The 22551-nt window shown below is 71.8% G+C and carries 25 protein-coding genes; 23 read left to right on the forward strand and 2 right to left on the reverse strand.

What is annotated here, in order from left to right:
• Positions 1-135: 135 nt before the first annotated feature.
• The 19 genes from AB0O09_RS17570 (at position 136) to AB0O09_RS17660 (ending at position 17839) form a co-directional block, all read left to right on the forward strand.
• Complete coding sequence (locus AB0O09_RS17570; RefSeq protein WP_363542539.1) at positions 136-1269, forward strand: LCP family protein; 1134 nt, start codon at positions 136-138, stop codon at positions 1267-1269.
• 121 nt (positions 1270-1390) lie between these two features.
• The gene (rpmE, locus tag AB0O09_RS17575; RefSeq protein WP_263103648.1) at positions 1391-1615 is read left to right on the forward strand and encodes a 50S ribosomal protein L31; all 225 of its coding nucleotides are present in this window, start codon (positions 1391-1393) and stop codon (positions 1613-1615) included.
• 147 nt (positions 1616-1762) lie between these two features.
• Entirely contained in the window at positions 1763-2839 is a 1077-nt protein-coding gene (gene prfA, locus AB0O09_RS17580; protein ID WP_363542540.1) for a peptide chain release factor 1, read from the forward strand.
• A 40-nt stretch (positions 2840-2879) separates the two neighbouring features.
• A complete protein-coding gene (gene prmC / locus AB0O09_RS17585) occupies positions 2880-3746 on the forward strand; it encodes a peptide chain release factor N(5)-glutamine methyltransferase (protein WP_363542541.1) in 867 nt (288 codons plus the stop codon).
• Between the two features lie 41 nt (positions 3747-3787).
• Positions 3788-4435 carry an L-threonylcarbamoyladenylate synthase gene (locus AB0O09_RS17590; RefSeq protein WP_344625902.1) on the forward strand — a complete coding sequence of 216 codons (648 nt, stop codon included), beginning with the start codon at positions 3788-3790 and terminating at the stop codon, positions 4433-4435.
• 95 nt (positions 4436-4530) lie between these two features.
• The gene (locus AB0O09_RS17595) at positions 4531-5121 is read left to right on the forward strand and encodes a protein-tyrosine-phosphatase (protein WP_363542565.1); all 591 of its coding nucleotides are present in this window, start codon (positions 4531-4533) and stop codon (positions 5119-5121) included.
• Between the two features lie 272 nt (positions 5122-5393).
• Positions 5394-6689: a serine hydroxymethyltransferase gene (locus AB0O09_RS17600; RefSeq protein WP_363542542.1), complete on the forward strand. Its 1296-nt coding sequence runs from the start codon at positions 5394-5396 to the stop codon at positions 6687-6689.
• A gap of 205 nt (positions 6690-6894) precedes the next feature.
• Entirely contained in the window at positions 6895-8247 is a 1353-nt protein-coding gene (locus AB0O09_RS17605; protein ID WP_363542543.1) for an MraY family glycosyltransferase, read from the forward strand.
• Between the two features lie 361 nt (positions 8248-8608).
• Positions 8609-9040, forward strand: coding sequence for a hypothetical protein (locus AB0O09_RS17610; RefSeq protein ID WP_363542544.1), 432 nt, complete (start codon positions 8609-8611; stop codon positions 9038-9040).
• 264 nt (positions 9041-9304) lie between these two features.
• Positions 9305-10135, forward strand: coding sequence for a F0F1 ATP synthase subunit A (atpB, locus tag AB0O09_RS17615; protein WP_363542545.1), 831 nt, complete (start codon positions 9305-9307; stop codon positions 10133-10135).
• Positions 10136-10216: 81 nt separating this feature from the next.
• Entirely contained in the window at positions 10217-10444 is a 228-nt protein-coding gene (gene atpE / locus AB0O09_RS17620) for an ATP synthase F0 subunit C (protein WP_363542546.1), read from the forward strand.
• A 42-nt stretch (positions 10445-10486) separates the two neighbouring features.
• Positions 10487-11041, forward strand: coding sequence for a F0F1 ATP synthase subunit B (locus AB0O09_RS17625; protein ID WP_363542547.1), 555 nt, complete (start codon positions 10487-10489; stop codon positions 11039-11041).
• Positions 11038-11853: a F0F1 ATP synthase subunit delta gene (locus tag AB0O09_RS17630; protein ID WP_363542548.1), complete on the forward strand. Its 816-nt coding sequence runs from the start codon at positions 11038-11040 to the stop codon at positions 11851-11853. The genes AB0O09_RS17625 and AB0O09_RS17630 overlap by 4 nt, the downstream gene beginning before the upstream one ends.
• 159 nt (positions 11854-12012) lie before the next feature.
• Entirely contained in the window at positions 12013-13587 is a 1575-nt protein-coding gene (gene atpA / locus AB0O09_RS17635) for a F0F1 ATP synthase subunit alpha (RefSeq protein WP_263103638.1), read from the forward strand.
• 33 nt (positions 13588-13620) lie between these two features.
• The gene (locus AB0O09_RS17640; RefSeq protein WP_363542549.1) at positions 13621-14535 is read left to right on the forward strand and encodes a F0F1 ATP synthase subunit gamma; all 915 of its coding nucleotides are present in this window, start codon (positions 13621-13623) and stop codon (positions 14533-14535) included.
• A gap of 2 nt (positions 14536-14537) precedes the next feature.
• Complete coding sequence (atpD, locus tag AB0O09_RS17645) at positions 14538-15992, forward strand: F0F1 ATP synthase subunit beta (RefSeq protein WP_363542550.1); 1455 nt, start codon at positions 14538-14540, stop codon at positions 15990-15992.
• Between the two features lie 188 nt (positions 15993-16180).
• Positions 16181-16564 carry a F0F1 ATP synthase subunit epsilon gene (locus tag AB0O09_RS17650; RefSeq protein WP_263103635.1) on the forward strand — a complete coding sequence of 128 codons (384 nt, stop codon included), beginning with the start codon at positions 16181-16183 and terminating at the stop codon, positions 16562-16564.
• A gap of 142 nt (positions 16565-16706) precedes the next feature.
• Positions 16707-17207: a DUF2550 domain-containing protein gene (locus tag AB0O09_RS17655; protein ID WP_344625912.1), complete on the forward strand. Its 501-nt coding sequence runs from the start codon at positions 16707-16709 to the stop codon at positions 17205-17207.
• Positions 17208-17266: 59 nt separating this feature from the next.
• Positions 17267-17839, forward strand: a complete 573-nt coding sequence (locus AB0O09_RS17660) for a cob(I)yrinic acid a,c-diamide adenosyltransferase (RefSeq protein WP_344625913.1) — start codon at positions 17267-17269, stop codon at positions 17837-17839.
• 19 nt (positions 17840-17858) lie between these two features.
• Here the strand turns inward: AB0O09_RS17660 and AB0O09_RS17665 are convergent, their stop codons facing one another.
• Entirely contained in the window at positions 17859-18413 is a 555-nt protein-coding gene (locus AB0O09_RS17665) for a hypothetical protein (protein ID WP_363542551.1), read from the reverse strand.
• Positions 18414-18545: 132 nt separating this feature from the next.
• Between AB0O09_RS17665 and AB0O09_RS17670 the strand changes: the two genes are divergently transcribed.
• Positions 18546-19763, forward strand: coding sequence for a histidine kinase (locus AB0O09_RS17670; protein ID WP_363542552.1), 1218 nt, complete (start codon positions 18546-18548; stop codon positions 19761-19763).
• On the forward strand, positions 19760-20461 hold the full coding sequence (locus AB0O09_RS17675) for a response regulator transcription factor (RefSeq protein WP_363542553.1): 702 nt from the start codon (positions 19760-19762) through the stop codon (positions 20459-20461). The genes AB0O09_RS17670 and AB0O09_RS17675 overlap by 4 nt, the downstream gene beginning before the upstream one ends.
• 7 nt (positions 20462-20468) lie before the next feature.
• Here AB0O09_RS17675 and AB0O09_RS17680 read toward each other — a convergent pair whose 3' ends face one another.
• Complete coding sequence (locus AB0O09_RS17680) at positions 20469-20783, reverse strand: hypothetical protein (protein ID WP_363542554.1); 315 nt, start codon at positions 20781-20783, stop codon at positions 20469-20471.
• A gap of 192 nt (positions 20784-20975) precedes the next feature.
• Here AB0O09_RS17680 and AB0O09_RS17685 point away from each other — a divergent pair, with 192 nt between their 5' ends.
• Positions 20976-21842, forward strand: coding sequence for a 3-hydroxyacyl-CoA dehydrogenase family protein (locus AB0O09_RS17685; protein WP_344625918.1), 867 nt, complete (start codon positions 20976-20978; stop codon positions 21840-21842).
• Positions 21843-22169: 327 nt separating this feature from the next.
• Positions 22170-22541: an STAS domain-containing protein gene (locus tag AB0O09_RS17690; RefSeq protein WP_363542555.1), complete on the forward strand. Its 372-nt coding sequence runs from the start codon at positions 22170-22172 to the stop codon at positions 22539-22541.
• The last annotated feature ends 10 nt before the right edge of the window (positions 22542-22551 follow it).

Here is a 22551-nt window from a genome sequence, read left to right on the forward strand (position 1 = left end):
ACCCGCGGTGGGGGCCTCGCCCTTTGCGTGCACCAGGCGCCGTCGTGCCCGGGGCGGCCCTCCCGTCCCCGCCGATCGGCGGAGACGGGATTCCCTTATGCTCGAAAAACCCCGTTCGAGCAGAAAGGGGAAGGGATGTCCGATCAGCGAGAGCCCCGGAGCAGACGCCGCAAGGTGCTGCGCATCGCGGTGTTCACCGCGGTCGGGCTGCTGCTGGTGGGTGCGGGTGCGGCCGGCTACGCGTACTGGAAGCTCAACGGCAACATCCGCAGCGTCGACATCGACACCCAGCTCGGCCCCGGCCGTCCGCCCGCCTCGGTGGGCGGAGCCTTCAACATCCTGCTGCTCGGCTCCGACTCCCGGGCGGGCGCCAACCACTCGCTGGCCGGCGGAGCGGTCGGCGACACCGCGCGCTCGGACACCGCGATGGTCGTCCACGTCAACCGCGAGCACACCACCGCCTCGGTGATCAGCATCCCGCGCGACACCCTGGTCGCCCGGCCGGCCTGCACCGCCCCGGACGGCACCGGCACCCCGGCCCTGCGCAGTGCGATGTTCAACTCCGCGTACGAGGTCGGCGGACCGGCCTGCGCGGTGAAGACCACCGAGCAGCTGACCGGGATGCGGATGGACCACTTCGTCGAGGTGGACTTCGCCGGGTTCGCGGGCCTGATCGACGCCATCGGCGGGGTGGACGTCACCACCACGGTCGACATCTCCGACCAGGACAGCGGACTGCACCTGGCGGCCGGCAACCACCACCTCAGCGGCACCCAGGCGCTGGCCTTCGTCCGCACCCGGCACGGCGTCGGCAACGGCAGCGACCTCGGCCGGATCGAGCTGCAGCAGCAGATGGTGAAGTCGATCATGAAGCAGATCGGCGCGCTCGGGCTCACCTCCAACCCGGCGCACCTGTGGTCGATCGCCGACAAGCTCACCAAGTCGATGACCACCGACTCCGAGCTCGCCTCGGTCAGCGCCCTGGTCGGCCTCGCCAACACCCTCAAGGGCATCGGCCCGGACCAGATGACCATGGTGACGCTGCCGGTGGTGTCCGCCCCCAGCGACCCGAACCGGGTCGTGCCGCGCACCCCCCAGGCCGGCCAGCTGTGGGCCGCCCTGCAGGCCGACGGGGCCGTCCCGCAGTCGGTGGTGAGCATCCAGCCGTCCAACCCCGCCGACAGCACCCCCGGCCCCTCCACGGGCACCGCCACCCGCACCCCGGGCGGCGCGACCCGCAGTCCGGTCGGCGCTGCGGGCCGGGAATAGTCCGGGCCGCCTCCCGGTTTGGGAAGAGGCGGCCGGTGCTGGCACACTGGTCCGTCGGTCCCGGTTCACGCGCGGCTGCCTGCCGCCGACCCGGTGCCCTCCCGAAACCTAGGAGAGACCCTTGAAGGCCAACGTTCACCCCGAGTACGTCGTGACCAAGGTGACCTGCACCTGCGGTAACGAGTTCACCACCCGCTCGACCGAGACCAGCGGCGAGATCCGCGCCGAGGTCTGCTCGGCGTGCCACCCGTTCTACACCGGCAAGCAGAAGATCATGGACACCGGTGGCCGCGTGGCCCGCTTCGAGGCCCGCTTCGGCAAGAAGCACAGCGGCGGCAAGGCCTAGCGCTTCCACGGCGCCGGTCTCGGCGTCCCCGCGCATCCGCGGGGACGCCGGGCCGGCGCCGTTCGCATCTCCCCGCTCCGCGCCGCCGTCCGGCGGCCGGACCACCCCTCTCGTCCCACCGGCACCCACGGGAAGTAGGCCCACCCCATGTTCGAGGCAGTCGAAGAGCTCCTCGCCGAGCACGCCGACCTCGAGACGAGGCTGGCCGATCCCTCCGTGCACGCCGACCAGGCGAACGCCCGCAAGCTCGCCAAGCGCTACGCGGAGCTGACCCCGATCACCCGCACCTACCGCGCCTGGAAGCAGACCGGCGAGGACATCGAGGCCGCCCGCGAGCTCGCCGCCGAGGACCCGGAGTTCCTCGCCGAGGCGAAGACCGCCGAGGCCCGCCGCGAGGAGCTGACCGAGGAGCTGCGGCTGCTGCTCGTCCCGCGCGACCCCAATGACGACAAGGACGTCATCCTGGAGGTCAAGGCGGGCGAGGGCGGCGAGGAGTCGGCGCTCTTCGCCGGCGACCTGCTCCGGATGTACCTGCGCTTCGCGGAGCGGGTCGGCTGGAAGACCGAGATCATCGACTCCAACGAGTCCGACCTCGGCGGCTACAAGGACGTCTCCGTCGCCGTGAAGACCAAGGGCGGCGCCGAGCCCGGCCAGGGCGTCTGGGCCCGGCTGAAGTACGAGGGCGGCGTGCACCGCGTGCAGCGCGTCCCGGCCACCGAGTCGCAGGGCCGCATCCACACCTCCGCCGCCGGCGTGCTCGTCACCCCGGAGGCCGAGGAGGTCGAGGTCGAGATCCACGCCAACGACCTGCGGATCGACGTCTACCGCTCGTCCGGCCCCGGCGGCCAGTCCGTCAACACCACCGACTCGGCCGTCCGGATCACCCACCTGCCGACCGGTATCGTGGCCTCCTGCCAGAACGAGAAGAGCCAGCTGCAGAACAAGGAGCAGGCGATGCGCATCCTGCGCTCGCGCCTGCTGGCGGCGGCCCAGGAGGAGGCCGAGCGGGAGGCCTCGGACGCCCGCCGCAGCCAGGTCCGCACCGTCGACCGCTCCGAGCGCATCCGGACGTACAACTTCCCGGAGAACCGCATCTCCGACCACCGCACCGGCTTCAAGTCCTACAACCTGGACCAGGTGCTGGACGGCGACCTGAACGCGGTGATCCAGTCCTGCGTGGACGCCGACGCGGCGGCCAAGCTGGCCGCCGCCCAGGAGAACTGAGAACCGGGCCCGGCGCCCGAGAAGTCAGAGGTGTGGTCGGATGAACCTGCTGCTCGCCGAGGTGGCGCAGGCCACCCAGCGGTTGGCCGCGGCCGGAGTGCCGTCGCCGCGCTTCGACGCGGAGGAGCTCGCCGCGCACGTCCACGGCGTCAAGCGCAGCCAGCTGCACACCGTGTCCGACGGCGACTTCGACGCCCGGTACTGGGAGGCGGTCTCCCGCCGCGAGGCCCGTGAACCGCTGCAGCACATCACCGGGCACGCCTTCTTCCGCTACCTGGAGCTGGAGGTCGGCCCGGGCGTCTTCGTGCCCCGGCCGGAGACCGAGACGGTCGTCGAGTGGGCGATAGACGCCGTCCGCGACATGGACGTCGCCGAGCCGCTCGTCGTCGACCTCTGCACCGGCTCGGGCGCCATCGCCCTCGCCCTCGCCCAGGAACTGCCCCGCTCCACCGTGCACGCCTTCGAGCTGGACGAGGGCGCGCTCGCCTACACCCGGCGCAACGTCGCGACCAGCCCCGACCGGGCCCGGGTCCACCTGCACGAGGGCGACGCCACCCGCGCCTTCGAGGACGACCGCTCCTGGGACGGCCGCTTCGACCTGGTCATCAGCAACCCGCCGTACATCCCGCTCACCGAGTGGGAGTACGTCGCGCCCGAGGCCCGCGACCACGACCCGCAGATGTCGCTGTTCTCCGGCGAGGACGGCCTCGACACCATCCGCGGCATCGAACGGGTCGCCGCCCGGCTGCTGCGCCCCGGCGGCGCGGTGGTCATCGAGCACGCCGACACCCAGGGCGGCCAGGTGCCCTGGATCTTCAACGAGGAGGGCGGGTGGACGGACGCCGCCGACCACCGCGACCTCAACGGCCGGCCGCGCTTCACCACCGCCCGCCGCGCCGCCCTGTGACTTCGTGACTTCGCCGTGAACTTCGGAAGGGGACCGCACCGATGAGCCGCCGCTACGACTGTGCCGATACCGGGGACCGCGCCACCGGGCTGCGCGAGGCCGCTTCGGCGATCCGCCGCGGCGAGCTCGTCGTGCTGCCGACGGACACCCTGTACGGCGTGGGCGCCGACGCCTTCTCCCCGGAGGCCGTGGGCGCGCTGCTCGACGCCAAGGGCCGCGGCCGCAACATGCCCTCCCCGGTGCTCGTCGGCTCGCCGACCACCCTGCACGGCCTGGTCACCGACTTCTCCGAGCAGGCCTGGGAGCTCGTCGACGCCTTCTGGCCGGGTGGGCTGACCCTCGTCGCCCGCCACCAGCCCTCGCTGCGCTGGGACCTCGGCGACACCCGCGGCACCGTCGCCGTCCGCATGCCGCTGCACCCCGTCGCCCTGGAGCTGCTCAACACCACCGGCCCGCTCGCCGTCTCCAGCGCCAACAAGACCGGCGGACCCTCGCCCGCGACCTGCGACGAGGCCCAGGGCCAGCTCGGCGACGCCATCTCGGTCTACCTGGACGGCGGCCGCGCGGACCACGCCACGGCCTCCACCATCGTCGACGTCACCGGCAAGACCCCCGTCGTGCTGCGGGCGGGCGCGATCAGCGTCGAGCAGCTGAGGGAGGTCGTCCCGGACCTGGAGGCCGGCAGTTGACCGCTGCGTCCCTGTACGCCGCGGGCCCCGGCCCGGCCAGGTTCGCGGCCGCCCCGTACCGGGCGGCCGCGCCGCGATCGGTCGACACCTTCCGGATCCTCTTCGTCTGCACCGGGAACGTGTGCCGCTCGCCGATCGCCGAGCGGCTCACCCGCCACGAGCTTGCCGCCCGGCTCGGCGCAGCCTCGCACTGCTTCGTGGTCGAGAGCGCCGGGACGTGGGGCCACGAGGGCGCCCCGATGGAGGCGCACGCCGCCACCGTGCTCGGCGAGTACGGCGTGGACAGCGCGGGCTTCGCCGGCCGCGAGCTGCTGGACGAGCACGTCATCGACGCCGACCTGGTGCTCACGGCCACGCTCGACCACCGCGCCCAGGTGATATCCATGGGCCACGCGGCCGGCCTGCGCACCTTCACCCTCAAGGAGTTCACCCGCCTGGTGCGGCGGATCGACCCCGTGACCCTGCCCGAGCCCCGCGGCGGCGACCAGCTGCCGGAACGGGCCCGCGCCCTGGTGCGGGCGGCCGCGGCGCTCCGCGGCTGGCTGCTGGCGGCCTCGCCCGAGTCCGACGAGGTCGACGACCCGTACGGCGCGCCGATCGGCATGTTCCGCAACTGCGGCGAGGAGATATTCGACGCCCTCGACCCGGTCGTCACCGCCCTGACGGGAGTGCACGGGCAGGCCTGAGCGCCGGCGCCCGGCGGCCCTGCGGGCACCCCGACCCGCCCCGGGGCGCCGCCCGCCCGCACGGCGCGGGGGATTGCGGGGGATCAGGTGGAGAAACCGTGCGCGCCGTGTGCCCAGAGCGTGCGCTGGCGTCGACACCGGCCGGCGGGCCGTCCGCGGCGGCGGGCGCCGCACCCGCCCCGACGGCGCAACGCGGCCGTGCACGGGCGGGCCCCGGGGGCGGCCCCGACCTACGCTGGAGGGACCCGCCCGCCGCTTCCGGGAGCTGCGCCATGTCCGTCACCCCCACCGTGCACGGCCCGACCGAGACCGACGCTCCCGCCGCCGGGGCGCGCTGGGAGCCCGCGGAGGCGCTCCGCCGCGCCGACCCGCTGCTGGCCGACCTGCTCGCCGCGGAGGCCGAGCGGCGGGCGGAGAGCCTGCAGCTGCTGGCGGGCGAGAACATCACCAGCCCGGCCGTGCTGGCCGCGCTCGGCGGTCCGCTGATCGACAAGTACGCCGAGGGCTACCCGGGCCGGCGCCACCACACCGGTTGCGCGCTCGCCGACACCGCCGAACTGCTGGCGGTCGACCGGGCCCGCCAGCTGTTCGCCGCCCCGCACGCCAACGTCCAGCCCCGGTCGGCGACTTCGGCGATGCTCGCGGCGTACGCGGCGCTGCTGCGGCCGGGCGACACGGTGCTCGCGATGTCGCTGGAGCACGGCGGCCATCTCAGCTGCGGATCCCGCGCCAACTTCTCCGGCCGCTGGTTCGACTTCGTCGGCTACGGCGTCCGCGAGGACGACGGCCTGATCGACCCGGAACAGGTCCGCGAGCTCGCCCACCGGCACCGCCCGAAGGCGATCATCGCCGGCGGCATCTCCTACCCCCGGCACGTCGACTGGGCCGCCTTCCGCACCGTGGCCGACGAGGTCGACGCCTACCTGATCGCCTCCGCCGCCCAGACCACCGGGCTGGTCGCGGCGGGCCTGGCGCCCTCCCCGGTGCCGTACGCGGACGTCACCGTCGCCGCCACCCACAAGCTGCTCCGCGGCCCCCGCGGCGGCCTGCTGCTGTCCACCGTGGAGCTCGCCGACCGGGTCGACCGGGCGGTCTTCCCGTTCACCCAGGGCGGCGCCGCGATGAACGAGGTGGCCGGCAAGGCCGTGGCCCTCGCCGAGGCCGCCGGCGAGGACTTCGCCGCGTACGCCCGCCGGGCCGTGGACGGCGCCCGGGCCCTCGCGGGCGCGCTCGCCGAGCAGGGCGTGCGGCCGGTGACCGGCGGCACCGACACCCACCTGGTCACCGCCGACGTCAGCCCGCTCGGCCTGAGCGGCGTCGACGCCGAGCGGCGTTGCGCCGCGGCCGGGCTGATGCTCGGCAAGTGCGCACTGCCCTTCGACCCCGCGCCCGCCGCCGAGGCCTCCGGGATCCGGCTGGGCACCGGCGCGGCCGCCGCCCAGGGCATGGGGCCGGCCGAGCTCGCCGAGGTCGGCACCCTGATCGGGGAGCTGCTGCGGGGCGGCCCGCAGGCCCGGATCTCCGCGCGTGTGCGCGAACTCGCACGGGCGTTCTCCGGCCGCCGCTGAGGCGGCCGCAGCGGGCCGCGGAGGCCGTGCGGAGGGGCCGTCCGGGGCTCCCGGGCGGCCTCCGCGGCGTCCGGGGAGAACCGCGGTGCACGTCCTGCTCGTCCGACTCAATAAGGTGTGACCGTGGCGACGCACCTCGAACCCCGAACCATCCCGGGAGTACGCTCCGTACTCATCCGTCGGACCGTGATGCAGGAGGCCAGTGGTGCGTGAGTATCTGCTGGTGCTCTTCGTCACCGCCGCGGTGACGTACCTGCTGGTCAGCCCGGTGCGGAAGTTCGCGATCGCCGCCGGTGCGATGCCGGCCGTGCGCGCGCGCGACGTGCACCGCGAGCCCACCCCGCGGCTCGGCGGCATCGCGATGTTCGGCGGGCTCTGCGCCGGCCTGCTGGTCGCCTCCCAACTGACCAACATCGGACGGCTGTTCATCCAGAGCGCGGACGTCCGGGCGCTGCTCTCCGGCGCGGGGATCATGTTCGTCCTCGGTGTGCTGGACGACAAGTGGGGCGTGGACGCCCTGGTGAAGCTGGGCGGTCAGATGATCGCCGCCGGCGTGATGGTCTGGCAGGGCGTGACGGTCATCTCGCTCCCGGTGCCCGGCGTCGGCACGGTCGCCGTCACCCCGACCCAGGGCATGATCATCTCCGTCACGCTGGTCGTCGTCATGGTCAACGCGGTGAACTTCATCGACGGCCTGGACGGCCTCGCGGCCGGCATGGTCTGCATCGCCGCGATGGCGTTCTTCCTGTACTCGTACCGCCTGTGGATCGGCTACGGGGTGAACGACGCCGCCCCCGCCGCGCTGTTCAGCGCCGTCCTCATCGGCATGTGCCTGGGCTTCCTGCCGCACAACCTGCACCCCGCCCGGATCTTCATGGGCGACTCCGGCTCGATGATGCTCGGCCTGATGCTGGCCGTCGCCGCCATCTCGATCACCGGCCGCGTCGACTTCGACTACATCACCTCCCGCACCGGCTCGCAGACCGCCACCGTCCACGCCCTGGTGCCGATCTACATCCCGCTGCTGCTGCCGCTGACCGTCATCGCACTGCCGCTGGCCGACCTGCTGCTCGCCGTCGTCCGCCGCACCTGGGCCGGCAAGTCGCCGTTCGCCGCCGACAAGCAGCACCTGCACCACCGCCTGCTGCAGGTCGGCCACTCGCACAGCCGCGCGGTGCTGATCATGTACTTCTGGGCGGCGCTGATCGCCTTCGGCACCGTCGCCTTCTCGGTCGCCAACACCGGCCGCACCGTGGTGCTGGCCTTCGCCGGGCTCTGCCTGGTCGGCCTGGTCGTGCTGCTGATGCCGCGCTTCCGCCCGCACGCGCCGCGGGCCGTGCAGGCCGTCGTGCCGCCCCGCTACCGCAAGGCCCGGACCGAGGCGCCGGCCACCGGCCCCGAGGCCGCCGCGGAGGCCCTCGGCGGCGCGGCGGACGAGGCCGGGGCACCCGCCGGGGCGCCCGCGATGGCCGAGCTCTCCGCCAAGGACAAGGCACTGCTGAGCCGGATCGGCAGCGGGGCCACGGCGGTCGGGCAGCGGAGCCGCGCGAAGGGCTGAGCGCGCGCCCCTGAGGGGGCCGGGGCGCCCCCCGAGGGCGCCCGCGACACGCCCGCCGATGCGTCTGACCGGCCGTCAACAGCCGTCACCCGTACGGCGGCACCCTTGGGCCATCGGTGTGACAGGTACCACACGTTCATGGTAAAGCTCTCATCAAATAGTTTGTGATACCGTTCACGAGTACCGAGAACGCGCCGAAAGACCTGACAGGCGGAGCACTCTCCACCCCCGGTCGGTCTCCTCGACCGGCTCGCCGTCGAGCGGCCGGCCTGCGGCTGTGGTTCCCGGTGCGGCGTCCCCCCGCCGCGCGCACACCCATATGCCAGTCCCCCGTTGCCGACATGCCGCCGGAGCTGCCGACATGCCGTCCCACGACGCCCGGATCATCCGAGGCGCCGCAATCCCCACTGCGGTCGCCGGCCTGATCGCCGCCGCCATTGCGACCTTCGTCGTGGGGACCAAGGGATTGATCGGCGCAGTCTTCGCAACGCTGCTGGTGATGGCGTTCTTCAGCTTCGGCCAGGTCGCGCTCGACCGGCTCACCAGGAACAACCCGCAGATCATGATGGCAGCCGCGCTGCTCGTCTACACGACGCAGATCCTGCTGGTCGCGGTCGTCCTGGCGGTGTTCAAGCACACCACCCTCTTCGACACCAAGGTGTTCGGCTTCACGCTGCTGGGCTGCGCGCTGATCTGGACGGGCTTCCAGGTGCGCGGCGCGATGAAGGCCAAGATCTACTACGTCGATCCCGAATCCCGGGACGACAAGCCCAAATCCGGGCGTCAACCGTGAGTGGGGCGGGCCGTCCCCCTCGCGAGGGGGGCGGTGTTTATGCCCTCCTGACGGGCTGCTATCGTCCGTCCCAACGGCGGAGTACGAGATGCGGCCGGGTCTCTCCGATCATCGGACGGATCGCCCCCCGACTCCCCGAAGTCTTCGAAGATCCCGCGGCAGGGATACGCGCCGTGCAGGGTCCGCGAGAAATCCAACAAGTTCCAGTGCCGCTCCGTGGCCCCGCGCCGCGCCGACACACCGAGGTTGCCGTAACCATGCGTCATGACGAAGGAGTCCGTGGTGGGTACTGAATCCGCGCTGCTCGCCTCTGGCAGTTGCCACTTCAGTGACGCTGGCTGCGGGTTCCCCGCTCCTGGCCTGAACGAGTTCGACTTCAAGCCGATCTTCTCGATCGGCAGCGTCGACTTCACCAAGCCGATGCTCCTGTCGATCATCGTGGCCCTGCTGGTGGTCGCCTTCTTCTGGGCCGCCTTCGCCAAGCCGAAGCTGCTCCCCGGCAAGCTGCAGCTCGTCGGCGAGATCGGCTACGACTTCGTCAAGCGCAGCATCGTGCTGGAGACGATCGGCAAGAAGGGCGAGAAGTACGTCCCGATGCTGGTCTCGATGTTCTTCTTCGTCTGGGTGATGAACATCATGTCCATCATCCCGTTCGCCCAGTTCCCGGTGACCGCGCGCATCGCGTACCCGGCCGGCCTCGCGCTCGTCGTCTGGCTGACCTACATGGGCCTGACCTTCCAGAAGCACGGCTTCGTGGGCGGTCTGAAGAACCTCTGCTGGCCGTCCGGCATCCCCGGCTGGGTCATGTTCATCCTGGTGCCGATCGAGTTCTTCTCGAACATCTTCGTCCGCCCGTTCACCCTGGCGGTCCGAGCCTTCGCGAACATGTTCGCCGGCCACCTGCTGATCGTCATGTTCTCGGTCGCCTCCTGGTACCTGCTCAGCCCGAGCCTCGGCGCCCTCTACGGCTCCGCCTCCTTCGTGGTGGCCGTCGGCCTCACCGCCTTCGAGCTGCTGGTCCAGTTCCTGCAGGCCTACATCTTCGTGATGCTCGCCAGCAGCTACATCGCCGGTGCCCTCGAAGAGGCGCACTGAGCACCGCAGCCCCAGGCTGCGTCCCCGAACTCCCGGTGGCCAACACCCACCGGTACTCCATCCCGCAAAGGATTAGCTGAGATGTCCGCTCTCGCTGAGGTTTCCGGTTCCATCGCCTCCGTCGGTTACGGTCTCGCCGCGATCGGCCCCGGCATCGGTGTCGGTCTGATCTTCGGCAACGGTGTGCAGGCGATGGCCCGTCAGCCCGAGGCTGCCGGCCTGATCCGCTCCAACATGTTCATCGGCTTCGCGCTGACCGAGGCGCTCGCGCTCATCGGCATCGTCATGCCGTTCGTGTTCGGCAAGTAATTTCCGGCACACCGGTAGCCCGTTTCGACGAAAGGTTCAGATATGAACCCCGTGGTCTTCCTCGCGGAAGAGGAGCAGATGAACCCGCTCCTTCCCGCGTGGCCCGAGGTCATCATCGGCCTGCTCTGCTTCTTCATCGTCTTCGGCTTCCTCGGCAAGAAGCTCCTCCCCAGCATCGAGAAGGTGCTGCAGGAGCGTCGTGACGCCATCGAGGGCGGCATGGAGCGTGCGGAGGCTGCTCAGGCCGAGGCCCAGGCCCTGCTGGAGCAGTACCGCGCCGAGCTCGCCGAGGCGCGTCACGAGGCCGCTCGGATCACCGAGCACGCCCGTGAGCAGGGCGCTGCCCTGGTCGCCGAGATGCGCGAGGAGGGCCAGCGTCAGCGCGAGTCCATCGTCGCCGCCGGCCACGCCCAGATCGAGGCCGACAAGAAGCAGGCGACTGCCGCCCTGCGCCAGGACGTGGGCTCGCTGGCCTCCCAGCTGGCGTCCCGCATCGTGGGTGAGTCCCTCGAGGACCACGCCCGGCAGAGCGGCGTGATCGACCGCTTCCTCGACGAGCTCGAGGCCAAGGCCGCCGCCTCGGCGGGTGCCAAGTGATCGGCGCCAGCCGCGAGGCCCTGGCCGCCGGCCGGGAGAACCTCGAGAGCCTGACCGACAACACCTCGGTGGACGCGGCCAAGCTCGCCGAGGAGCTCACCGCCGTCACGGCGCTGCTGGACCGCGAGGTCTCGCTGCGCCGCGTGCTCACCGACCCCTCGCGGTCGGGCCAGGACAAGGCCCAGTTCGTCGGCACGCTGCTGTCGGGCCAGGTCTCCGGTGAGACGGTCGACCTGGTCTCCGGCCTCGTCCGGTCCCGCTGGTCCGGCGCGCGCGACCTGGTCGACGCGGTGGAGGAGCTCTCCGCGTACGCCGAGGTCATCGCCGCCGACAAGGCCGGTGCCCTGGACGACGTCGAGGACGAGCTGTTCCGGTTCGGCCGGGTCGTCGCGGGCTCGCACGAGCTGCGCGCCGCGCTGACCGAGCCCAAGGCCGACGCCGCCGCCAAGGCGGCCCTGGTCAAGAAGCTGCTCGGCGGCCGCGCCCACGCGGGCACCGTCCGCCTGGTCGTCTCCCTGGTCACCGCCCCGCGTGGCCGTAGCCTGGAACAGGGCCTCGAGTCCTACTCCAAGCTCGCTGCCGCCCGTCGCGGCCGCGTGGTGGCCCTGGTCACCAGCGCCGTGCCGCTGTCGGACCGGCAGAAGGAGCGGCTCGCCGCCGCCCTGGCCGGCCTGTACGGCAAGCAGGTCCACCTGAACATCGACGTCGACCCCGAGGTCGTCGGCGGCGTGAAGGTGCAGATCGGCGACGAGGTCATCGACGGCACGGTGGTGAGCCGCCTCGAAGGCGCTCGTCAGGGCCTCGAAGGCTGACCGAAGAAGAGCATCATCCGACCCTCGGTCGGGCGTCGGTTCACACCGAGTGAACCGGCAAAACGTACGGCCGGTTCACCCCGACCCGGCCGAGAGTCGAGCACTTGCGGCCCTCAATGGCGGGCCGAGGATCGCAAACTAGGAGAGCAGGGAAGCCTGATGGCGGAGCTTACGATCCGTCCGGAGGAGATCCGGGACGCGCTGGCCGACTTTGTCCAGTCGTACCAGCCGGACGCCGCCTCGCGTGAAGAGGTCGGCACGGTCACCGAGGCCATGGACGGTATCGCCAAGGTCGAGGGTCTCCCCTCGGTCATGGCCAACGAGCTGCTGAAGTTCGAGGACGGCACCCTCGGCCTCGCGCTGAACCTCGACACCCGCGAGATCGGTGTCGTCATCCTCGGTGAGTTCTCGGGCATCGAGGAGGGCCAGACGGTGCAGCGCACCGGCGAGGTCCTCTCCGTCCCGGTCGGCGAGGGCTACCTCGGCCGTGTCGTGGACCCGCTGGGCAACCCGATCGACGGCCTGGGCGAGATCGCCTCCACCGGCCGCCGCGCCCTGGAGCTGCAGGCCCCCGGCGTCATGGTCCGCAAGTCGGTCCACGAGCCGATGCAGACCGGCATCAAGGCCATCGACGCGATGACCCCGATCGGCCGCGGCCAGCGCCAGCTGATCATCGGCGACCGCCAGACCGGCAAGACCGCGGTCGCGATCGACACGATCATCAACCAGCGCGACAACTGGCGCTCCGGCGACCCGAAGAAGCAGGTCCGCTGCATCTACGTCGCCGTGGGCCAGAAGGGCTCCACCATCGCGTCCGTCCGCGGCGCCCTGGAGGAGGCCGGCGCGCTGGAGTACACCACCATCGTGGCCGCTCCCGCGTCCGACCCGGCGGGCTTCAAGTACCTCGCCCCGTACACCGGCTCCGCCATCGGCCAGGAGTGGATGTACGACGGCAAGCACGTCCTGATCATCTTCGACGACCTGTCGAAGCAGGCCGAGGCCTACCGCTCCGTCTCCCTGCTGCTGCGCCGCCCGCCGGGCCGCGAGGCCTACCCGGGTGACGTCTTCTACCTGCACTCCCGCCTGCTGGAGCGCTGCGCGAAGCTCTCCGACGAGCTGGGCGCCGGCTCGATGACCGGTCTGCCGATCATCGAGACCAAGGCCAACGACGTCTCGGCGTACATCCCGACCAACGTCATCTCCATCACCGACGGCCAGTGCTTCCTGGAGTCCGACCTGTTCAACGCCGGCATCCGCCCGGCCGTGAACGTCGGCATCTCGGTCTCCCGCGTCGGTGGCTCCGCCCAGATCAAGGCCATGAAGTCGGTCGCCGGCCGCCTGCGCCTGGACCTGGCCCAGTACCGCGAGCTGGAGGCGTTCGCCGCCTTCGGTTCCGACCTGGACCCGGCCTCCAAGGCCCAGCTGGAGCGCGGTGCGCGCATGGTCGAGCTGCTGAAGCAGGGCCAGTACCAGCCGTTCCCCGTCGAGGAGCAGGTCGTCTCCATCTGGGCCGGCACCACCGGCAAGCTGGACGACGTCCCGGTCGCCGAGATCCGCCGCTTCGAGCGCGAGTTCCTCGACCACCTGCGCCTGGAGCACAAGGGCATCCTCGCCGGCATCGTCGAGACCCAGAAGCTCGAGGACGGCACCATCGACGCGCTGACCAGCGCGATCGAGGGCTTCAAGCAGGGCTACACCACGGCTGACGGCAAGCTCCTGTCCGAGCAGGCCTGAGTCCGGTAACGAGGGAAAGGACGTAACGACCCAATGGGAGCACAGCTTCGGGTCTACAAGCGCCGGATCCGCTCTGTCACCGCGACGAAGAAGATCACCAAGGCGATGGAGATGATCTCCGCGTCGCGCATCGTCAAGGCGCAGCGCGCGGTGGCCGCCTCCACTCCGTACGCCGATGAGCTCACCCGGGCGGTGACGGCGGTGGCCACCCGGTCCAACGCCAAGCACCCGCTCACCACCGAGAACCCGCAGGCCACCAAGGCCGCCGTCCTGCTGATCACGGCGGACCGCGGCCTGGCCGGCGGCTACTCGACCAACGCCATCAAGCAGGCGATCGCGCTCAGCGCGACGCTCCGCGACGAGGGCAAGGACGTGGTGACCTACATCGTCGGTCGCAAGGGCGTCTCGTACTACAACTTCCGCAACCTCCAGGTCGCGGGGTCGTGGACGGGCTTCTCCGACAAGCCGACCTACGGCGACGCCAAGACCGTGGCGGGCGACCTCATCGAGGCGTTCACCGCGGAGACCGGCGGCGTGGACGAGATCCACCTGGTCTCGACGAAGTTCGAGTCGATGCTGACGCAGACGGCGGTCGACGCCCGGCTGCTGCCGCTGAAGCTGGACGAGGTCGAGCTCAGCGACGAGTCCAAGGCCAAGAACGAGATCTTCCCGCTGTACGACTTCGAGCCGTCGGCGGAGGGCGTCCTCGACGCGCTGCTGCCGCGGTACGTCGAGAGCCGGATCTACAACGCGCTGCTGCAGTCGGCCGCCTCCGAGCACGCCGCCCGCCGGCGCGCGATGAAGAGCGCGACCGACAACGCGGGAGAGCTCATCAAGTCGCTCACGCGGCTTGCCAACTCGGCCCGACAGGCCGAGATCACCCAGGAAATCAGCGAGATCGTCGGTGGCGCCAACGCCCTCGCCGACGCTAGCCGCGGGAGCGAATGAGTATGACCACCACTGTTGAGCCGACGGGCGCCGGACTGGCCACGGGCCGCGTCGCCCGGGTCATCGGCCCGGTCGTCGACGTGGAGTTCCCCGTCGACGCGATTCCGGACATGTTCAACGCCCTGCACGTCGAGGTGGACAACCCCGACGGCACGGGCAAGAAGACCCTGACCCTCGAGGTCGCCCAGCACCTCGGCGACGGCCTGGTCCGCGGCATCTCGATGCAGCCGACCGACGGCCTCGTCCGCGGCGCCCAGGTCTCCGACACCGGTGCGGCGATCTCCGTCCCCGTCGGCCAGATCACCAAGGGCAAGGTGTTCAACGCCCTCGGTGAGGTGCTGAACGTCGACAAGGCGGAGTTCGAGGCCCAGGTCGAGGTCAAGTGGCCGATCCACCGCAAGGCCCCGAACTTCTCCGAGCTCGAGTCGAAGACCGAGATGTTCGAGACCGGCATCAAGGTCATCGACCTCCTCACCCCGTACGTCCAGGGTGGCAAGATCGGTCTGTTCGGTGGTGCCGGTGTCGGCAAGACCGTTCTGATCCAGGAGATGATCTACCGCGTCGCCGAGAACTTCGGTGGTGTGTCGGTGTTCGCCGGTGTCGGCGAGCGCACCCGTGAGGGCAACGACCTGATCCACGAGATGGTGGACTCGGGCGTTCTGGACAAGACCGCGCTGGTCTTCGGCCAGATGGACGAGCCGCCGGGCACCCGCCTGCGCGTCGCGCTGTCCGCCCTGACCATGGCGGAGTACTTCCGTGACGTCGAGAAGCAGGACGTGCTCCTCTTCATCGACAACATCTTCCGGTTCACCCAGGCCGGTTCCGAGGTGTCGACCCTGCTCGGCCGCATGCCCTCCGCGGTGGGCTACCAGCCGAACCTGGCCGACGAGATGGGCCTCCTGCAGGAGCGCATCACCTCGACCCGCGGTCACTCGATCACCTCGATGCAGGCGATCTACGTCCCCGCGGACGACCTGACCGACCCGGCGCCGGCCACCACCTTCGCCCACCTGGACGCGACCACCGTTCTGTCGCGCCCGATCTCGGAGAAGGGCATCTACCCGGCCGTCGACCCGCTGGACTCCACGTCCCGCATCCTGGACCCGCGCTACATCGCGCAGGACCACTACGACACCGCGGTGCGCGTCAAGGGGATCCTCCAGAAGTACAAGGACCTCCAGGACATCATCGCGATCCTCGGCATCGACGAGCTGAGCGAGGAGGACAAGATCACCGTCCACCGCGCCCGCCGCATCGAGCGCTTCCTCTCGCAGAACACCTACGTGGCGAAGCAGTTCACCGGCGTCGACGGCTCGACCGTGCCGCTGTCGGAGACCATCGAGGCCTTCAACGCGATCGCGGACGGCAAGTACGACTCCGTCCCGGAGCAGGCCTTCTTCATGTGCGGTGGCATCGAGGACCTCGAGAAGAACGCTGCCGAGCTGGCGAAGAAGTAATCAGGCCGACGTGATGGCCGAGTGACTGTGAGGGGTGGTCCCCGTCTCCCGGGGGCCACCCCTCACGGCACACAGCGGCTGTGATCCCGGTCATCTCCGTGTCCCTGGTTTCATGACAGGGGTGCGGGCCCGTTATTCTTACCGAAACCATCGAGCAATCGGCGGTTTCAAGAGCCTAGGAGCCCACGTTGGCTGAGCTGCACGTCGAGCTGGTCGCAGCCGACCGCAAGGTGTGGTCCGGTGCGGCCACCATCGTCGTCGCCCGTACGGCCTCCGGTGACACCGGCATCATGCCCGGTCACACCCCGGTGCTGAGCGTGCTGGAGAGCGGTCCGGTCACCATCCGCACCACCGACGGCGGGACGGTCCTCGCCGCGGTGCACGGCGGTTTCATCTCCTTCGCCGACAACAAGCTCTCCATCCTCGCCGAGGTGGCCGAGCTGGCGGACGAGATCGACATCGCCCGCGCCCAGCGCGCGCTGGAGAACGCCCAGTCGGAGCTCGACGCGCATGCCGAGCGCCGTGCGGAGGTCCGCCTGGTGGCGGCGCGCGGTCTCAAGGCCCACGCCTGAGCACCCGACCCTGACAGCGGGGTCGACCGACGGTCCCGGGGACGCGGAAGCGTGACCCCGGGACTGTCGTATCAGTTGGTAGGACAGGGCGGCCGGTGACACGGCCGTCACGGGGAACGCAGGAGCGAGGAGGTCGGTGAGCATGGTCCTCGCCCTTGTGGTGTGCGCGGCGATCGTCGCCTTCGCCGTGATCGGACTGACGGTGTTCGCGGTACGCCGCCGAGTCATCCAGCGAGTAGGCGGGACGTTCGACTGCAGTCTCCGGCTCAAAATGCCTGCGGACGCCTCGACGCAGCCCGACCTCGACGAGAACGGCCAACCCACCCCGGCCCCGGTCCACGTGACCGACGGCAAGGGGTGGGTTTTCGGTATCGGGCGGTACAGCGGCGACTCCATCGAGTGGTTCCGGGTCTTCTCGTACGCCCCGCGCCCGCGGCGCGTCCTGCCGCGCACCGAGATCGAGGTCCTCGGCCGGCGCTATCCCGAGGGCCAGGAGGAACTGGCCCTGCTCTCCGGTTCGGTGGTGCTGCGATGCCTGCACGACGGCGCCCCGCTGGAGCTCGCCATGAGCGAGGACGCCCTCACCGGCTTCCTCGCCTGGCTGGAGGCGGCCCCGCCCGGGCAGAGGGTCAACGTCGCCTGACCGTGTGGGCTGGTTAACACCCCCTAACACGCGCCCCGCGTCGGCGCTAGGCTGCGGCCATGGTGAACCTGACGCGCATCTACACCCGCACCGGTGACGACGGCACGACCGCCCTCGGCGACATGAGCCGCACCACCAAGACCGACCCGCGGCTGATCGCGTACGCCGACACCAACGAGGCCAACGCCGCGATCGGCGTGGCCCTGGCGGTCGGCGCGCTGCCGGCCGACGTGTCCGCGGTGCTGACGCGGATCCAGAACGACCTCTTCGACGTCGGCGCCGACCTCGCCACCCCGGTGGTGGAGAACCCCGAGTACCCGCCGCTGCGGGTCGAGCAGGGCTACATCGACCGGCTGGAAGCCGACTGCGACCACTACCTCGGCGGGCTGGAGAAGCTCCGCAGCTTCATCCTGCCGGCCGGCACCCCGGGCGCGGCCCACCTGCACCTGGCCTGCACCGTGGTGCGGCGGGCCGAGCGGTCGACCTGGGCGGCGATCGAGACGCACGGCGACACCGTCAACCCGCTCACCGCCAAGTACCTCAACCGGCTGTCGGACCTGCTCTTCATCCTGGCCCGCACGGCCAACAAGGAGATCGGCGACGTCCTGTGGGTGCCGGGCGAGAACCGGTAGCGCACGGCGGCACCGGGGCTCACGGCCGACGGTCGGCCGCAGCCCCGGGCCCGCGCTTGGGGAAGACGGTGTAGCTGCCGGCGATCACCAGGTTGATGCCGACCACCAGGGCCATCCGCGGGTACCAGGAGTCCAGGCCGCGGGTGCGGGCGTCGTCGCCGACCAGCCACTGCACGGCGGCCACCAGCGCGACGGTCAGCACGGAGGCCGCCAGGGTGCGGGCGAACATCCGCCACTCGTGGGCGGCCTTCGCCGCGCCGTACTTCGGCGGCCCGGCCGGGCGCGGTGCGCCGGCGAGCCGGTGCGCGGCGTGGCCGTCGGCCCACCGCACCAGGTGGTGGCCGTAGGCGACCGAGAAGCCGACGTAGCCGGCGGCGAGCCCGTGCGTCCAGTCCGCGACGGCGCCGCCGCGCAGGTCCGCGACGGTCGCCGCGAGGATCACCAGGTCCACCACGGGCAGCAGCATCAGCAGGACGGCGCCCGTCCGGCGCAGCCGCAACCCGTACCGGACCGCGAGCGCGGCGGCCAGCACCACCCAGAAGCCGATCTCACCGGCGACGATCAGGGAAACCATGCGGACCAGCCTGTCGCGCACGCGGCGCCCGCGCGTCGTCACCGGGGGTGATCCCGCGTCTGACCTTCGATGTACGGCAGGTTCCTTCCACAGGTGGGTCCGGGTGCTCGCGGCGGATGGTGGGATGGTGCCGTGACCCTCACCCCGCGCCGGCACGACGCGCTCATCGCCCTGGCCGGCCTGCTCGGCGGCCTGGTGCTGATCGCGTTCGGCGCCTACGACCGCACCGACAGCGTGCCGCGCTGGGCGGCGGCGCTGCCGCTGTTCGCGATGGCCGGGCTGGAGCTGTTCCGGCGCACCCGGCCGGTCTGGACGGCCACGCTCGGCGGCCTCGTCCTCGCGGCCGGCCTCGTCGCCGGCTCGGTGCTGGCGACGTTGGTGATGTACACCGACCTGCTGTACGCGGCGGTGCTCTACGGCCCGCCGCGGATGGCGAAGGTGCTGCACCTGACCGGCGGTGCCACCACCCTGGTGCTGTCCGGGCTCACCGCGCTGTACGCCGAGGTGCCGGACGCGCTGCTGGTGGCCGGGTTCTGCGGGCTGATCTTCCTCGCCCCGGTGTGGACGGCCGACCTGCTCCGACGGCACCAGGACCGGGCCGAGGCGGAGCGGCTGCGCGCCGAGCAGACCGCCCTGCTCGCCGAGATGGACCGCCGGGCCGCGGTCTCCGCCGAGCGCGCCCGGATGGCCCGCGAACTGCACGACGTGATCGCCAACCACCTGTCGGCGATCGCCATCCACGCCACGGGCGCGCAGTCCGTCGCCCGCCGTCAGGACCGCCCGGCGGACGACCCGGTGGTCGCCGCCCTGGCCGTCGTCCGGGAGAACAGCGTCCAGGGGCTGGCCGAGATGCGCCGCATGATCGGCCTGCTGCGGCGGGGCGCCCCCGCGGGCCCGCTCGCGGTGGGCGAGAGCGGCGAGGAGTCGTACGCCGCACCGCGGCTCGCCGCCCTGGACGCACTGCTGGACCGGGCCAGGGCGGCCGGGCTGGAGGCGGGCCTCGCCTTCGAGGCGGTGTCGTCCGGGGAGCCGGGCGAGCTGCCGGCGCCGCTGGAGCTGGCCGCGTACCGGATCGTCCAGGAGTCGCTGACCAACGCGGTCAAGCACGCCGCCCCCGGCACCGTCCGGCTGCGGGTGGAGTATCGGCCCGCCGACGTGGTGGTCGCCGTGGACAGCCCCTACCGTGAGGACGCCGTCCCCGGCCGTGCGCTGCACGGCGCCGGGGCGGGGCTGGTCGGGATGGGGGAGCGCGCCGAGCTGCTGGGCGGCGACTTCGAGGCGGGGCCGCAGGACGGCCGGTGGCGGGTACGGGCGGTGCTGCCGCGCGAGACGAAGGGGGCGGACGGATGACCGTCAGGGTGCTGGTCGCGGAGGACCAGGCCGCGGTGCGGGCCGCGCTGGTGATGATCCTGCGGTCGGAGCCGGGGATCGAGGTGGTCGGCGAGGCCGCCGACGGCGAGGAGGCCGTCCGGCTGGCACTGGAGCTGCGCCCCGACGTGGTGCTGATGGACATTCAGATGCCCCGGCTGGACGGCGTGGAGGCGACCCGGCAGGTCGTCGCGGCGGACGCCGCGCAGGTGCTGGTGCTGACCACCTTCGACCTCGACGACTACGTCTACGGCGCGCTGCGGGCGGGTGCGTCGGGCTTCCTGCTCAAGGACGTCGACGCGGACGGCCTGGTCGAGGGCATCCGCACGGTCGCCCGCGGCGACGGCATGCTGGCGCCCTCGGTGACCCGCCGGTTGATCTCGGCCTTCGCGCGGCCCGGCCGCCAGGGTGCGGCGGAGGCCCGGGCCGCCGTCGCCGAGCTGACCGGCCGCGAGCGCGAGGTGCTGGCCTGCCTCGGCGCCGGGCTGTCCAACGCCCAGATCGCCGAGCGGCTGGGCACGGCCGAGGGCACCACCAAGACGCACGTCAGCCGGATCCTGGCCAAGCTGGCCCTGCGCAGCCGGGTGCAGGCCGCCGTGCTGGCCCAGGAGCTGGGGATCCTGCCCGTCGACGGTCCCCGGGAGGGCACCGGGCCCGGCGGCGTTCCCGGCGTGCGGTGACGGACCGTCAGCGCCGGTCGAGGGCCTGCCGGGCCTTCGCGGAGTCGTCCGGCCACACCATGAGCCGCGGGCCCGCGCTGGTCTCCACCAGGGTGTGCCGAACCCCCTCGGCGGTGAGCAGCGCGGACATCCGCAGGGCGTCGTCCGGGTCGGTCGGCGAGGCGACGCTCACCAGCAGCCCGTACTCGTCCGGGTTGCCGGCATGCGGCCGTCTGGCCACCAGGGAGCGCCCGCGGCCGTACGTCCACCGCAGCAGCAGTACCAGCACCCCGGTCAGCCCCAGGCCGATCAGGAGGGCCAGCAAAGGGTGCACCGCGGTCATCGCGCCAAACCCCTCCGCCGTCGGGTACAGATCACACTCCACATTCTCACCGTTCGGCGCCCGGGGGCATTAGAGTCACGGGCCGTGAGCGGCGCGGCTCCGGGGGAGGGGCCCCGCCCTGACCGTGCCACGCCCAGCGCCTCCCGCCCACGACCGGCGACCGGCGCCCACCAGTACTCGGGAGACCCTGCCATGAGCAACGCACCCACCCAGCGGATCGCCGTGATCGGCGCGGGTCTGATGGGCGCAGGCATCGCCCAGGTCTCGGCGCAGGCCGGGCACCCGGTGGTGCTGCGGGACGTCACCGAGGCCGCACTGCAGCGCGGCCTCGACGGCATCCGGGCCTCGTACGAGAAGTTCGTGGGCAAAGGCCGGATGACCGCCGAGGAGGCGGAGGCGGCGCTCGGCCGGATCACCACCACCACCGACCTGGGGGCGGCCGGCGAGGCCGACATCGTCGTCGAGGCGGTCTTCGAGCGGCTGGACGTCAAGGAGGGCGTGTTCCGCGAGCTCGACAAGATCGCCAAGGACGGCGCCGTCCTCGCCACCAACACCTCGGCCATCCCGATCACCCGGATCGCCGCCGCGACCTCCCGTCCGGAGAGCGTCGTCGGCGTCCACTTCTTCTCGCCGGTGCCGCTGATGCGCCTGGTCGAGCTGGTCCGCGGCTACAAGACCAGCGACGGGACGCTGGCCGCCGCCCGCGCCTACGCCGAGGGCGTCGGCAAGGAGGTCGTGGTGGTCAACCGCGACGTCGCCGGGTTCATCACCACCCGCCTGATCACCGCCCTGGTCGTCGAGGCCGCCCGGCTGTACGAGTCCGGGGTGGCCTCCGCCGAGGACATCGACACCGCCTGCCGGCTCGGATTCGGCCACCCGATGGGCCCGCTGCAGACGGCGGACCTGACGGGCGTCGACATCCTGGTGAACGCGGCCCGCAACATCTACGCCGAGACCCAGGACGAGAAGTTCGCCGCTCCGGAGGTCATGGCCCGCATGGTCACCGCCGGCGATCTCGGCCGCAAGAGCGGCCGCGGTTTCTACCCGTACGAGGGCTGATGCGCGGGCCGGTCGCCGCGGCGGGGTGCGTGACGCTCCCCGTGTGACCCGGCCCTCACAACGGCGCACCCGCGCGGGTGAGTTTGCTCACGATGCTGCCGCAGACGGGTGATTTGGGCGGTAATCGAGCGTAGGTATGGGGAGTTCCTGCGTATATTCCCTCGGACGGGTGAAGTTGCCTCGCACTCCGCCGAAGGGGAGAAACCTGCGGAGTTGGTTGACCGTCAGACGAGGGGGAGACCGGCGCGGCCCCCGGTGCGCGGCGTCACGTACGCCCGGCCGGCCCGGGCCCCGGAACAACCCGAACGACGAGCGGAGGAGGAGAGCGTGCGCATCACCGGCGACCACAACGGCCTGGCCATCGAGGGCCGGCTCGACGTGCGCAGCGCCGCCGACGCCCGTGCCGTCCTGCACGCCGCCGTCGACGGCGGCCAGGGCGACCTCGTGCTCGACCTCGGCCGGCTGGAGTTCTGGGACGCCACCGGTCTCGGCGTCATCATGGGCACCCACCGGCGGGCCGGCCGGATCGGCCGCCGCCTCGTCCTGCGGCACGTCCCCGCCCAGCTCCAGCGTCTGCTGGTCGCCACCCGGCTGCACCGCATCCTCGCCGTCGAGGGCACCGTCCCCGACGCCTACGGCACCTCGCTGCCCGCCCTCGGGAGCCTCCCCGCCGGGCCGCTGATCCTGCCGACCGCCTGATCCCCGCGCC

This window comes from Kitasatospora sp. NPDC093679 (assembly GCF_040683455.1).
GTDB classification, from domain to species: domain Bacteria; phylum Actinomycetota; class Actinomycetes; order Streptomycetales; family Streptomycetaceae; genus Kitasatospora; species Kitasatospora arboriphila.

Coding starts and splice junctions, on each gene's coding strand:
- AB0O09_RS17625 (WP_363542547.1), top strand. CDS start 10,487: ATGAACCCCGTGGTCTTCCTCGCGGAAGAGGAGCAGATGAACCCGCTC.
- atpB (WP_363542545.1), top strand. CDS start 9,305: ATGACGAAGGAGTCCGTGGTGGGTACTGAATCCGCGCTGCTCGCCTCT.
- AB0O09_RS17665 (WP_363542551.1), bottom strand. CDS start 18,413: ATGGTTTCCCTGATCGTCGCCGGTGAGATCGGCTTCTGGGTGGTGCTG.
- AB0O09_RS17680 (WP_363542554.1), bottom strand. CDS start 20,783: ATGACCGCGGTGCACCCTTTGCTGGCCCTCCTGATCGGCCTGGGGCTG.
- AB0O09_RS17640 (WP_363542549.1), top strand. CDS start 13,621: ATGGGAGCACAGCTTCGGGTCTACAAGCGCCGGATCCGCTCTGTCACC.
- AB0O09_RS17655 (WP_344625912.1), top strand. CDS start 16,707: ATGGTCCTCGCCCTTGTGGTGTGCGCGGCGATCGTCGCCTTCGCCGTG.
- AB0O09_RS17590 (WP_344625902.1), top strand. CDS start 3,788: ATGAGCCGCCGCTACGACTGTGCCGATACCGGGGACCGCGCCACCGGG.
- AB0O09_RS17685 (WP_344625918.1), top strand. CDS start 20,976: ATGAGCAACGCACCCACCCAGCGGATCGCCGTGATCGGCGCGGGTCTG.
- prfA (WP_363542540.1), top strand. CDS start 1,763: ATGTTCGAGGCAGTCGAAGAGCTCCTCGCCGAGCACGCCGACCTCGAG.
- AB0O09_RS17675 (WP_363542553.1), top strand. CDS start 19,760: ATGACCGTCAGGGTGCTGGTCGCGGAGGACCAGGCCGCGGTGCGGGCC.
- AB0O09_RS17600 (WP_363542542.1), top strand. CDS start 5,394: ATGTCCGTCACCCCCACCGTGCACGGCCCGACCGAGACCGACGCTCCC.
- prmC (WP_363542541.1), top strand. CDS start 2,880: ATGAACCTGCTGCTCGCCGAGGTGGCGCAGGCCACCCAGCGGTTGGCC.
- AB0O09_RS17570 (WP_363542539.1), top strand. CDS start 136: ATGTCCGATCAGCGAGAGCCCCGGAGCAGACGCCGCAAGGTGCTGCGC.
- atpA (WP_263103638.1), top strand. CDS start 12,013: ATGGCGGAGCTTACGATCCGTCCGGAGGAGATCCGGGACGCGCTGGCC.
- atpE (WP_363542546.1), top strand. CDS start 10,217: ATGTCCGCTCTCGCTGAGGTTTCCGGTTCCATCGCCTCCGTCGGTTAC.
- AB0O09_RS17660 (WP_344625913.1), top strand. CDS start 17,267: ATGGTGAACCTGACGCGCATCTACACCCGCACCGGTGACGACGGCACG.
- AB0O09_RS17610 (WP_363542544.1), top strand. CDS start 8,609: ATGCCGTCCCACGACGCCCGGATCATCCGAGGCGCCGCAATCCCCACT.
- atpD (WP_363542550.1), top strand. CDS start 14,538: ATGACCACCACTGTTGAGCCGACGGGCGCCGGACTGGCCACGGGCCGC.